This window comes from Paludifilum halophilum, from assembly GCF_002245355.1.
Taxonomy (GTDB): Bacteria; Bacillota; Bacilli; order Thermoactinomycetales; family DSM-45169; genus Paludifilum; species Paludifilum halophilum.
Genome location: NZ_NOWF01000003.1, coordinates 245,776 through 258,014 on the forward strand (window position 1 = coordinate 245,776; position 12,239 = coordinate 258,014).

Consider the following 12,239-nt stretch of genomic DNA (forward strand, 5'->3'; position numbering starts at 1 on the left):
ACCTTGTTCTGCTTTTACCTTGCTGAGGGATCGTGCTGGCAGGCCGTACACTAGTGCCCCTTCTGAGAAAGTCAATCGTGTTTTCCGACGAGGGAGGGACCGGTTTTTCACGGAGCGCCTTCATCTGTCGATGCGAAGCGAAGGGGAAAACCGGCTCCGACCGTTCCTGTAGCCATCCTTCCAGAAAGACAGAACCAAGTGGCCTGAAGGGGTACTAGAAGCGTTATGATTTAGCACGTCGATGAGTGGGCGAGGTTTCACACTCCGTTTCGTTGTTCTGACAAGCCAAAGGCACTCCGTGTGAAAAGCTCACCCTCCCGAACAGGGGCTTTTTCAAAACGCTTCAGTCCCGGATGAATACCGCTCTTATGACTGTAAATTCGTAATATTCAACCTGTATAAAGGGGCTCCAATGTTTAATCCAGCTGGGTACGACACGAGTAGAAATGAATGAAGCACAAACACGATAAAAAATTGTTTCTTCCTTTCATGTTCCAACGCGGCCTTGAACTGTTTTAATCTATTATAAAGCGCTTTCAATCAGAGCATCAACAGTAATAAAGTGTCATGGAAGGGTAAAAAGTTGTTTTCAAACGGAAAGGAGGAGCCCGTTGAATAATGAACCTCTCTTTTTCTGGGAGGGAACCCATTCTATTCTGCCTCGAGAGCGCCGTAAGACTCTACATGGGGGGCCGAATGAAAGAATCTGGGATACCCATTCTCCACAGGCCCTTTTTGTTTTCGGTCCGGGTCCGGACTGCGATGTTTAATCCTTGATCGAACCGGCCATCAGACCGGAGATAAACTGCCTGCTAAAAAAGGAAAACACAATGATCAACGGAACGGTCGCCATCAAGGTAGCAGCCATGATCATACTGTAGTCGTGGGTATAGACACCGTTCAGGGATGCGATGGCAACCGTCAATGTATATTTGGCCTGATCGCTCAACACGACGAGGGGCCACATATAGTCGTTCCACGACTGCAAAAAGGTGATCAATGCCAATGTGGCCAAGGCGGGCCTTACGATGGGCAGTACCACCCGCCAATACAGCTGAAAATTGTTGCAACCGTCAATTCGCCCGGCGTTTAAGAGATCATCATGGACCGCCGTCGATATATATTGTCGCATCCAGAAAATACCGAAGGCGTTGGCAGCATTGGGAATGATCAAGGCTTTGAAGGAGTTGACCCATTCCAACTTTGTCATGATAATGAAGGATGGCACCAGCCCCAGCTGATGGGGAAGCATCATCGTTGCCAGCAGAAAAACGAACAGGATATTTCTCCCCGGAAATTGAAACTTGGCAAAGGCGAAACCCGCTAGGGAACAGAAGAAGAGAACGAGCAGAGTGTGCAACGTCGCGACGAACAAGCTGTTGAAGAAGGATTGGAAAAACGGGATCAAATCCAACACCTTCTCGACATTCACCATCAGTTCAGTCCCCGGAACCAGCTTGGGCGGACGTCCGGGTAGACATAACCAACAGCCAGTACAGCGGAAACAGGGACAAGGCCGCCCCGGCCAGAAGGGCCATGTGAAGAATGACTCTCCCCGCTGAAAACCGCTTTTCACCTACATCTCGGGACATTGTCTTTTCCGCTCCTTTCATCAAGGCTATCCATTCCGGGAAATAAGCTTCCAGTTGATGAAGGAAAATCCGACGATCAGTAGGAAAAGTGCCCAGGCGATAGCGGAGGCGTATCCGTAGTAGTGGTTGACGAAGGCCTGGTTGTAGAGGTAGAGCACGAGAGTGAGCCCTCCGTTTCCGGTCCCGCCGGTCCCGTATGTCAACACCTGGGGTTCCGTAAACAACTGCATGCCACCGATGGTCGACAGAATGACGGTGAACAGGATCACCGGTTTCAACATTGGAACCGTGATATACATGAACATCTGCACCCGGCTCGCCCCGTCGATCTTGGCCGCTTCATACAAGTCGTTAGGAATACTTTGCAATCCGGCCAGGTAGATAATGGTGTTATAACCGGTCCAGCGCCAGATAACCATCGTGGCGATTGCCGTTTTAATCCATCCCGGGGACTGCAGCCAGTTAATCGGTTCCAATCCGATTAGGCGCAGAAGCGCATTCATCAAACCGTATTCGGTACCGAAAAAGGAGGCGAAGATAATCGCCACGGCCACGATGGAGGTGATATTGGGTACAAAATAGACGGCCCGGAAGAAATCTTTAAACCTGACAAAAGCCGCGTTCAGCAGAAATGCCAGGATCATCGCCAAGATCAACTGCGGTACCGTCGACTGGATCCAAATGATGAAAGTGTTGGCGACGGAGGTCCAGAACACCGGATCCTGAACCAGAGCTTCGAAGTTTTGCATCCCCACAAACCGAATTTCCCCCAGCCCGTCCCAGGACTGAAAGGCGAGATAGAAGGAAAACAGAATCGGAAAAAAACCGAAAACGAAAAAGAGGAGATAAAAGGGGGAGATAAAGGCGTAGACGGAGGTGTTTTTCTTGATTTCCTGCCAGATGCCTCCCCCTCGTTTGCGGGGCGTCGGGGGCAAATGCCTTGGCATACTGGGGTGGATAGCCATATGAAAACCTCCTCACTTAGAATCGGGTCAAGACCGAAGTGAATATGGTAAATCAAGGTCTGTACGGCAACCGAGTCCCTTGCTCACCTTCGGCGGGAAGTTGGAAAGAGATCATCCTCTTTTCAACTGGTTTTGCACCCGTTCCAATAGATCTTTCCAGGCTTGTTTTGGGTCCTTGTCTGAATGGATGATCAAGTCGATCTGCTCCTCCACAAGGGAATCGACCGCCCTGTATTCGGGACCCATGTAGTTGGCTTTTGCCCTTTTCGCCGCTTTAGCGAACAACCGGCCCATCTTTTGACCGCCCCAGTACTCGTAGGATGTGTCATGAATGGCAGGATCATCGTAGACGGACGGGGTGGAAGGGAAATTTCCTTCATCTTCAAATATATCTAGTTGCTGTTCCGGAGCGAGAAGCCACTGGATCGCTTGATAAGCCTCCTCCGGATGCTTCCCTTGTTTGGGCAAGGTTAAAAACGATCCGGCCATATTGGCCGTCCCCTCCGGCATCAACGCGGCCCGCCACTTCCCTTTGGCGTCAGGGGCGTTGGACTCGATGTGGCCTTTCTTCCAAGCGGCGGAAAGGACGGTGGAGACATCCCCCTTGTTCAGCGCAGCGCCTTCCTCCGGAGTACCGTCTCCATACGTCCCGGCGATCTCTTTCTCCTTTACTTCAATCATAAGGTTCCACGCTTTCTTGGTCTGGGGATCCGTTCCTAACACCAACTGGTTCTTCCGGTTGAAGTAGGGGTGATCCCCCTGATCACGCACTGCCATGAAGAAGTGCCACGGACTGGAGATCATATACTTGCCCGTTTCTCTTTTCAGCTGAATGCCAGCCTCGATATAGTCCTCCCAGGTTTGGATCCGCTTCGTCACCTCATCCGGCTCCGTCGGCAACCCCGCCTTCTCAAAGAGATCCTTCCGGTAATACATCACCGTCGGTCCGATATCCGTCGGAAGCCCCACCACATGATCCCCCCTGACCGCCTGGTTCCACTTCCAGTCGAGATACCGGTTCTTGATCGATGGAGCACCAAAATCGTTCAGGTTGTAAAACATCCCGGGATACTGCAAAAAGGAATCGAGCTGGGATATATCCACCATCGCGATATCCGGTGCTCCTGAGCCAGCGGACAACGTGGTGAACAGTTTGGAGTGAGCGTCATCAAACCGCATGATCTGCGGTTGGATATCGATGTTCGGGTGTGCTTTTTCGAATTCGGGGATAATCTTTTCAAAGCCGGAACCCCGCCAAAACCACATGGTTAACGTCACTTTTTCGCTGGAGTCATCCGTCATGACGCCTGTACTGCAGGCAGCCAAAAGCAGGACAACGATCATGACGGATGCCTTCAACTTGCGGACTCTTTTCCCGGAGATGGATAAATTGCGCACGGTTTCCCCTCCCATTTAACCGAACATTCGGAATAATGTGTTTTTAAAAAATTCAGGGTTCAAAAGCCCGATTCTTTCTCCATCCTGATCGTGGCGCATGCTACAGACGCCCTTCGATGTTTCCGGTCAACCTGAAACACGTAGATGGAATCGTCCCACCCGATCGCCGAGTGGGACCCTGTTTCCTTCATGATCGGTTTTCCTCGATCAGGCCTGCAACCGCACGGAAGGCCTTCTCCGCAATCTCGGACTCCGGTTCTGCAAAGGGCTGTTTGCGCAAGACTTCCACGGACACGGGGCCATTGTACACGGCTTGGTCCAGCCCCCGGAAGAAGCTGGTCAGATCGATCCGCCCCTCCCCTGGCAACAGACGCTCATGGTCGTCTGCTTTTGCCGGAGACCGATCCGTGTCATTCACATGGACCAAGACGAGACGGCCGGCGGGAATGCGGGCGATGTCAGCAATACTCGACTCGGTGGTGTACCAGTGGTAGCTGTCGACGACCAGGCCGATATTGGGCGCCCCAATCCCTTCGATGTACTCCAGAGTGTCATTGATCGTATATACGAAGGGATAGGCCTTGTGCCGAAGATGGTGTGGACCGACGAACTCAAGCCCCAACCGAATACCATAGGCGGCCAACACTTCGGCACAAAGCCGAAGACGGTGCGCGATGCGGCTGGCATAAGGTACCGGAAGCGCATCCACCGAGGGCCGGAGCCATGTCATACAGCGACCGCACCCCAGCATCATCGCCAACCCCGCATTCCTGTCCAGCCGGGCCAATCCGTCCCGAAAAGAAGCTTCATCACCGGAGAGGTTGACCGGAAGCCCGAAGCTGGCCAGCTGGACACCCCGGGAAGCAAACAGGTCGACCACCTCTTGCGGACTCGTCTGTTCGGCCCGCTTCCGGATGTCCCCGATATCGGCCTCCACCCATTCAAAACCGGCATGCTGGGCTACACCGAGATATCCCGTCAGTTCTTTTGTTGAAATAAGGGAAGGATTTAGACAAGGATGCATGGTCACCCACCTTTTTTCATTGGGAAGCGGCGGTACCCGCAACAGAGGAGAACCGCACCCCGAGATTGATCGCGCTTATCGATGAGGTACTTCGATTTGCAATTGGATCGGCTGGCCTTTCTCCGCCGATTCGTTGGCAGCGACGGTGATCTGATGGGTTCGATATCCATCCGCATAACTGGAACGGATCCGCGATCGATCGCCGGTTTTTACCGCCTCGATAAAAGCGATATCTTCCTCATAATACGGGTCGGACCCGTTTCGCCGCTGATACGTTTCTCCTTTTTTGCGCTCGGTCACACTGTCGCCGCGGACTTCCAGGACAAGGTCCCGGGTGATGATATCCAGGCCGACCGTATGGTAAAACTGATCGAACACACAGGTGTTGGAAATCGTGCCCACGGCGCCGTTATCAAACTTCAAGGTGATCGAGCCGACATCCGGGATGGTCACCCCTTCGACGGAATCCTTTAACTCCCCGTATCCGTAGACCGCATACACTTCCGTCACTTCACCCACCAGATAGCGAGCCAGATCCACAATATGGGTGGTCTGTTCCACCATCTGTCCGCCGGACCGATTCCGTTTCCGCCACCAGCCGACCATCGGCATATCCCCGAGCCAGTAACCCAGCACCATTCCGGGTTTTTGAGATTGCAGAGCCACCCTGGCTTTGTTCGCCGCTTCGGAATAACGCCAGTGATAACCGACGGAAGTCAACAAGTCCTTCTCTTGAACCATCTTTAGGATTCTTTCCGCCGGATCGCGGAAAATGGAGATCGGCTTTTCCACAAACATCGGGAGCTCGCGTTCCACTACCGCCGCTTCGATGTCCCCATGGGCAAAAGGCGGGACACAGATATAGACGGCATCCAACTTTTCACCGTCCAACAGAGCCTCCAGGGAGGGGTACACTTTCCCTTCATATTTCCGCGCGATCTCCTCCGCTCGGTCGGTATTGACATCGTAGATACCGGCAACGCGGGTCCCTTCCATCCCGCTGATATGGCGTAAATGCACCTCGGCAATTCCACCGACACCGATAAATCCAATATTCAACATCAAATCATCCACACTCCTAACGGGAATCCGCTTTTACCGACTCCAACTTGACCGGTTCGCCGGTTTCCGCGGATTGATACAACGCATTAATCAACTGTTGCAGGACGACTCCCTGACGCGGGGTGGACAGGGGTTGGCTCCCGGTGAGACAGCTGTCTACAAACCGCTCAATCTCCCGCTCGTGGTATCCTTTTTGGGGCAAATGGGCGGGAGTGAGATTGACCAGGGTATCATGTTTTTCCTGGTAAATCCCCAGCGGAAACACATCGGCACCGCCCTCGACCCCCATCAGGGTGACGTTCATCTCTTCCAATTGATCCAGGTTGGCGGCAAAGGCGGTCTCCAGAATCAAGGTCGCTCCGTTCTTAAAGCGGATCATCCCCCGGGCCATATCCTCTACGGAAAAATTCTCCCAGTCCCACTCTCCTAATACACCGACCCCTTTGCGGTTGCCGAGCTTTTGGTAGGTGCTGCCCAGGACCAGATCCGGTTCCGGGTAACCCATCAAGTACAGTGCTGTGTCCAGCATATGAACTCCGATGTCGATCAGAGGGCCGCCCCCCTGCAGCTCTTTATTAGTAAACACACCCCATCCGGGGATCCCTCGGCGACGAAGGGCATGAACCCGCCCCGCGTAGACCTCTCCCAATTCACCGGCGTCTACAAACCGTTTCAGCACCTCCACCTCCGGCGCGTGGCGGTAGTGAAATCCATAGGTGAGGATCTTCCCCGCTGATTCGGCAGTCTGGGCCATTCGCTCCGCTTCTTCGGCCGTCATGGCCGGCGGTTTTTCGCAGAGGACATGACAACCGGCCTCAAGGGCAGCAATCGCAGCTGGAGCGTGAAATTTATTGGGGGTGCACACACTGACTGCATCCAGCTCCACTTTTTCCAGCATCTGTTCATAATCGGTGAAGACATGGGGAATAGAGAACCATTCCGCACATTCCTTCGCCGTTTCCTCGACCACATCAGCCACAGCCACAACCTCTACCCGTTTGCCGCATTTTTGGTAATTGACGAGGTGGGCTTCTCTGGCGATTCCACCTGCTCCGATAATGCCGATCCGCAATACATCCGTCATTTGGTGGTTGTCTCCTTTCCAGCGGATTCTCCATTTATCCGATCAAACCCGGTTCACATTGAACTCGCTTACAGATGAGAGACCGGCTTCAGTTCGGAAACTCAGATCCATTATCCACTACATCGTTTTCACCACTTTTTCAACCGTCTCTTCCGGAAAACATTACCCAACAACATGACTTCCTACAAACCCTAAAGTTTGCACCAATCCGGGGCAACGCACTTTTCCTTTGAGGGGCTATAAAAAGCATATCGGATCTCTCTAGACTCGGTTATATCACCCGCCACGATAGTCGCTCAGCATATGCGTCGGGATTCGTATCGCTTCCCCCCTCCTTTTGCCCGATGAGTCCCGGTTGAATACCACCTCCGGCTTTAAATTCTGAATATTACGCTTAGACTATACTTGCAAACAACGAGTAAAAATGAATCATGCACTAATACGATAAAAAATTGTTTCTTCCTATCATGTTTCAACGCAGGCTTCGAACTGTTATAATCCATTATAAAGCGCTTTCAATTAAGGCATCAACAGTAATAAAGTGTCATTAGAGGGTGAAAAATTGTTCTCAAACGGAAAGGGGGAGCCCGGTGTATGAAATAAATGCCCTTAAGCAGGAAGAGGGCAGCTTTGGCTTCAGTTTCCAAGAACAACTTCCCGGCGATCTCACCCGCATTAAATATATCGGCCGAGAAGAAAGGACTTCTACCGATTATTACTGGGATGGCTTATTGCGGGAAAAAGACACTAATTTCATCTTTCAATACACCCTTTCAGGATCGGGGATCCTTGAACTGGGGCAGACGATTCATCCAATTCATCCCGGGGAAGCTTTCATTGTCAAAGTGCCTAGTGATCATCGTTATTATATACCGTCACACAGTGAAAAGTGGGACTTTGTCTTTATTACGTTACAAGGAGAACTGGCGGAGCAATGCTGGAGCTTTCTACAGGATACCATCGGGCCCATTTTGCGGATTGACCCGGACTCCAAGCTAATTCGTCTTTTATTAAAGACCTACCGGGAAACAGTGGACAGAAAAATAACTGATGCTTACCACGCTTCTGCCAGAGGATACGAGTTTATCATGGAGTGCTATCGATTTGCCAAAAAGCTAGAAAAGACAAAAGCGCTGCCCGTCCATGTTGCACAGGCTGTATCCTTTATCCAAACAAACTTTCATCACCCGATTACTTTAAATGACATGGCGAAAGCTTCATCCCTGTCCAAGTATTACTTGATTAAACAATTCAATGAATATCTCCATGCTACGCCGATCCAGTTTTTAACCAAGATTCGCATCGAACAAGCGACTCAGCTTCTACTCAATACGAATCTTCCGATAAAAAAAATAGCCACTGAAGTCGGTTTTTCCAATGACAACTATTTCAACAAAGTCTTTCAAAAGATGATGGGAATGTCGGCCGGAACTTTTCGTCAATGTAAAACACCGATTAATCACATTATTTTTGATTGAGTTTTCATTATAATCCAACGATTGCGGCCACGGAGTCTCAGATAGATCACGATGGATTCCTTCAATGACCGGAAGGAACAAAACTACTACCAAAGGGAGGAAAAGAAAGATGATTCAGAGCCAATCGATCCACCATGTCAGCATCTCCGTCACCGATTTGCAAAAGGCGAAATCATTTTATAAAGATGTATTCGGATTGGAAGAGATCCAGCGGCCGAATTTCGATTTCCCGGGAGCCTGGTTCCAAATCGGATCCCAACAGCTCCACCTGATTGTCCATCCGAACACCCGAACTTTGCGGGGATCGAATCAGGTGAATTCCAGGGACGGCCATTTTGCCGTACGGGTCAAGGATTATCATGAAACGATCCGACACCTGGAAAAGCTGAGAATTCCCTATAAGGAAAACCCGAAAAGCATCACTGGCTGGCCTCAAATCTACTGCTGTGATCCCGACGGAAACGTGATAGAGATGAACGTGGAGCCAAAGGGCCTTTAAAAAAGTCCCAACGGAAAAACGGGGTTCCCCCAGGGAACCCCGTCCTTTTATGTTTCAAGAAGAAGAATTGCCTGTGGAATAATCGTGATCATAAAGGTCAGGTATTCGGATTCGTCGATGAGATCGGTTTGTTCCCTTTCATTCAGGTTGAAGACGCCGCTCCTCCGATCCGTTCTGAAAACGGCGTTCGATTTTGCAAAAAGCCTGGTACGCCAACCACATCCACAAAAAAGCCAACACGCTCCCGCTGAAAAACGGAAGCAACCCGGGAAAATACCTGATCATCAAACAGACGGCAACGCCCCCAATCGCCATCATCAACGTTTGGAGCGGGTTCGTAATCCCCAATATAAAGGCATATTTGATAAATTGAAGCGTTTTCAACTCATAATGAACAAAAACCGGAAAAATATACATCAGGGTGATCAGATACATCAAAAAAACGCTGACAATGGCAAACTGAAGCCATTGGAATGCGAATCCACCCATCGAACCGAAGTAAAGGAAATCCACATATAAAACAAAACCGATCCCCACTAAAATGAGCCACAAAAGATTCACAGTAATAAATTCAGATCGATATGTTTTCCAAAAGGTTGCGAATATGGGAATATCCCCATTTCCCATCACCCATTTTCGTATCACCTGAAACATCGCCGCCGTCGCAGGTACTGCTCCAAACAAGACCAGTCCTACCAGCGTAAACAAAATCCAAAGCAGATTGACGTAAGCCAGCCGCATGATCCATTCCGAAATGCGATAAAGAACGCCCATCAATCCTCCCAGTTCCATTCCCTGAACCTCCTGTTCCCTTGTGTGGCAATCATTTATTTGTATATTGGCAATTATTATAACATAAGGGGTTGATCCTAGTGTCCCTTTAAGCAACCTTGATCTGGAACAAAAAAGTCGGGCAGGGATACCCCACCCGGCTTTTTATCGTTTTGCTGAGTCGGATATGCATGAACCTATATAGTATATAGGTTGCCTCCAAGCCGGTCGAACCCCGGAAGACTTAATGAGAGAGGTTAGGATCTTGATCCTCCCGCTTGTCGATATAAAGGGTTCCGTCATTTTGGATTTCCGCATAAAATACATCCTCAATACGTATGCCGGATTGTTGAAGTTGAACATTCAGCCATTCCGGTGTCAGATTTAGTTCCTGCAGGTTCCTTCGGACGACTTTTCCGTCCACGATGATTTCGGTTGGCATGTAGAGTGGTTTGACTGTCATTACGTTCATTTCTTGTTTTGTCACCGACTCTTTTTCCGGTTTTTTGATGACGGACAGTTTCCCATTCGGTTCCAGGACAGCATGATCCACATCTTGAACTGAATGGATATTTTGTTCCCGGAGGAGCATATTTAGGTCATCCATGTTTAATCTCATAGCAGCCATTGCTTTCTCTAAAATTTTTCCATCCCGGATCACAATAGTGGGTTCACCATCAAGTGCGATTCGTGCTTTGGATGACTTTAGTCCTACATAACCCATTACCACGGTTAAGGCCGTCCAACCAATCAAGCTGGCTACCCCCTCAAAAAATGGGGTATTCCGGTTAAAAGCGGTATTAGCGGCCACTGATCCAATGGAGATCCCTGTAATGTAATTAAAAAAGGTCAGCTGGCTCATCTGTTTTTTTCCCATCCACCGCGTCATTATTAATAGAACAAGAAATGACGCCAACGTCCTGCCCAGAACTATCAGAACTCCCATATAGTTATCCCTCCATCTACAACCCGTAGCATACGCAACCATCAAAAAAATAACCGGTTTTCCTTCGTTGGAGGAAAACCGGTTCCATATATCTGTTCCCGACATTCTTTTTTCAGGGAAGAACCTCAGCAGGCCCATTTAGCGAATTCCAACACTTCCTCCTCTGACAGATCCATCTCCCTTAAGATCCGGATATGCCAGTAAGAAGCCCAACCTTCATTCATCACTTTGGTCTCCATCTGCGGCCAGAAGTAGAGCATCTCTCCGGCATCACCGTCAGGATATCCTGCTGCCAATCCTCCAGGTCTCGATTATGATTCATGATCAACAACAAAAGGTCTTTTTCCGGTTTTTTAGAGTTGATCACCAGCTCGTAAATACGACTCAGATTGAAATCGTATCGTATTTTCATTTTGTGAAATGCCTTGGTATGACAAAAGAAAAGTCACCGAAAAAGCCTATTGGTATTACAATTATTGAAAAACCAATGGATTTGTCTCCTGGTGAGACTGTCAAAATTACAGGAGTTACACTCCCCAGCGTGAATGTAGAACTCGTTAAAGATGGGACAGTATTAAAAAAAACCAAGTCGGATGAAGTCGGAGAATATACCTTGGAAACACCAGCGTCGTGGGAACCGGGTGTTCACACTTTGAAGATAAAATGATGAACATCCAGAAGGATCTAGAATACTCAAAGTTACGGTTAACTAAGACCTAATAATTGAGCAAAACCGGGCAGGGGTCCACATCGCCCGGTTTTTTCTATTCAGCCAACTTTCTATGTAGTAATATATTCATAGGGTGAGAGAGAACGAAAAAGCCTCACCGCCCAGGGCCGAGTTAACGGCGAAAGGGGGTGAGGCGCATGGAATGGCTTCAAGCGATCGCGGCTTTAATTGTCGCACTTGTGGCCGTTGCTCGCTTCTTCCTGGACTGGCAGGATCGCCACCGGAAGAAGTAGCGTTGACCCTCTGGATTGGGCTCAGTTAAGTTAAAAGCCGCTAACGAACTGCCATTCGATAGCGGCTACAGGCCCACGGTGGGGCAACCCTGACTGTTCTCTCTTGCCCTTTATTATATACGATTCATGTGAGTATATTCAACAAACAACGTGTGACTTCACAATATTACTTCGTATACCGAAATGGTCGTCGATGTCCAGTAGGGTCAAAACCCCCGGGGATCGACGACATTTGCAAATCCGGCAGAACCCTCGTTCCTACAGGAAAAGCGAGAAAAGGAGTTGAGAAAAAACCGATTTTTGTATACCCTATGGGTAGAAAAGAAATGGCTCTGTTATGGGCTTTTTTGGGGTTTATAATCTACCTACGAGGCATTGAAACTCCCGCCTAGGAAGTAAAGGTGTTCAAAAGGTTTTCAAAGTTTATAATCTACCTACGAGGCATTGAAACGACGAA

At 49.5% G+C, this 12,239-nt stretch carries 10 protein-coding genes and 2 pseudogenes; 3 read left to right on the forward strand and 9 right to left on the reverse strand.

The features are described 5' to 3' along the window. Window positions 1–766: 766 nt before the first annotated feature. The 6 genes and pseudogenes from CHM34_RS06370 to CHM34_RS06395 all read right to left on the reverse strand — a co-directional run bounded on the left by CHM34_RS06370 (window position 767) and on the right by CHM34_RS06395 (window position 7,125). Window positions 767–1,538, reverse strand: a pseudogene (locus CHM34_RS06370) (carbohydrate ABC transporter permease). A gap of 80 nt (window positions 1,539–1,618) precedes the next feature. Continuing rightward, a complete protein-coding gene (locus tag CHM34_RS06375; RefSeq protein WP_439116314.1) occupies window positions 1,619–2,539 on the reverse strand; it encodes a carbohydrate ABC transporter permease in 921 nt (306 codons plus the stop codon). 129 nt (window positions 2,540–2,668) lie between these two features. Further along, on the reverse strand, window positions 2,669–3,955 hold the full coding sequence (locus tag CHM34_RS06380) for an ABC transporter substrate-binding protein (protein WP_240511907.1): 1,287 nt from the start codon (window positions 3,953–3,955) through the stop codon (window positions 2,669–2,671). A 187-nt stretch (window positions 3,956–4,142) separates the two neighbouring features. Next, a complete protein-coding gene (locus CHM34_RS06385; protein WP_094263757.1) occupies window positions 4,143–4,979 on the reverse strand; it encodes a sugar phosphate isomerase/epimerase family protein in 837 nt (278 codons plus the stop codon). A 75-nt stretch (window positions 4,980–5,054) separates the two neighbouring features. Continuing rightward, the gene (locus CHM34_RS06390) at window positions 5,055–6,041 is read right to left on the reverse strand and encodes a Gfo/Idh/MocA family protein (RefSeq protein WP_094263758.1); all 987 of its coding nucleotides are present in this window, start codon (window positions 6,039–6,041) and stop codon (window positions 5,055–5,057) included. Window positions 6,042–6,057: 16 nt separating this feature from the next. Beyond that, window positions 6,058–7,125, reverse strand: coding sequence for a Gfo/Idh/MocA family protein (locus CHM34_RS06395; protein WP_094263759.1), 1,068 nt, complete (start codon window positions 7,123–7,125; stop codon window positions 6,058–6,060). A 590-nt stretch (window positions 7,126–7,715) separates the two neighbouring features. On the opposite strand from CHM34_RS06395, the gene CHM34_RS06400 reads away from it, so the two are divergent. Together CHM34_RS06400 and CHM34_RS06405 are read left to right on the forward strand one after the other, a co-directional pair. Then, on the forward strand, window positions 7,716–8,603 hold the full coding sequence (locus CHM34_RS06400) for an AraC family transcriptional regulator (protein ID WP_169713626.1): 888 nt from the start codon (window positions 7,716–7,718) through the stop codon (window positions 8,601–8,603). A gap of 109 nt (window positions 8,604–8,712) precedes the next feature. Next, entirely contained in the window at window positions 8,713–9,102 is a 390-nt protein-coding gene (locus CHM34_RS06405) for a VOC family protein (RefSeq protein WP_094263761.1), read from the forward strand. Window positions 9,103–9,240: 138 nt separating this feature from the next. Here CHM34_RS06405 and CHM34_RS06410 read toward each other — a convergent pair whose 3' ends face one another. From CHM34_RS06410 to CHM34_RS06420, 3 genes and pseudogenes are all read right to left on the reverse strand, one after another. Further along, complete coding sequence (locus CHM34_RS06410; protein WP_094263762.1) at window positions 9,241–9,894, reverse strand: YesL family protein; 654 nt, start codon at window positions 9,892–9,894, stop codon at window positions 9,241–9,243. 223 nt (window positions 9,895–10,117) lie between these two features. Continuing rightward, on the reverse strand, window positions 10,118–10,861 hold the full coding sequence (locus CHM34_RS06415; RefSeq protein WP_338048647.1) for a DUF421 domain-containing protein: 744 nt from the start codon (window positions 10,859–10,861) through the stop codon (window positions 10,118–10,120). A 95-nt stretch (window positions 10,862–10,956) separates the two neighbouring features. Further along, window positions 10,957–11,171: pseudogene (locus tag CHM34_RS06420) on the reverse strand (SpoVR family protein); the annotation flags it as partial. Here CHM34_RS06420 and CHM34_RS06425 point away from each other — a divergent pair. Further along, complete coding sequence (locus CHM34_RS06425) at window positions 11,133–11,486, forward strand: hypothetical protein (protein ID WP_169713599.1); 354 nt, start codon at window positions 11,133–11,135, stop codon at window positions 11,484–11,486. The pseudogene CHM34_RS06420 and the gene CHM34_RS06425 sit on opposite strands and share 39 nt — an antisense overlap. The last annotated feature ends 753 nt before the right edge of the window (window positions 11,487–12,239 follow it).

Excerpts from the sequence above, each read along its gene's own strand:
- CHM34_RS06375 (WP_439116314.1), bottom strand. The coding sequence starts at position 2,539 with ATGCCAAGGCATTTGCCCCCGACGCCCCGCAAACGAGGGGGAGGCATC.
- CHM34_RS06415 (WP_338048647.1), bottom strand. The coding sequence starts at position 10,861 with ATGGTTGCGTATGCTACGGGTTGTAGATGGAGGGATAACTATATGGGA.
- CHM34_RS06385 (WP_094263757.1), bottom strand. The coding sequence starts at position 4,979 with ATGCATCCTTGTCTAAATCCTTCCCTTATTTCAACAAAAGAACTGACG.
- CHM34_RS06425 (WP_169713599.1), top strand. The coding sequence starts at position 11,133 with ATGATTCATGATCAACAACAAAAGGTCTTTTTCCGGTTTTTTAGAGTT.
- CHM34_RS06390 (WP_094263758.1), bottom strand. The coding sequence starts at position 6,041 with ATGTTGAATATTGGATTTATCGGTGTCGGTGGAATTGCCGAGGTGCAT.
- CHM34_RS06405 (WP_094263761.1), top strand. The coding sequence starts at position 8,713 with ATGATTCAGAGCCAATCGATCCACCATGTCAGCATCTCCGTCACCGAT.
- CHM34_RS06410 (WP_094263762.1), bottom strand. The coding sequence starts at position 9,894 with ATGGAACTGGGAGGATTGATGGGCGTTCTTTATCGCATTTCGGAATGG.
- CHM34_RS06395 (WP_094263759.1), bottom strand. The coding sequence starts at position 7,125 with ATGACGGATGTATTGCGGATCGGCATTATCGGAGCAGGTGGAATCGCC.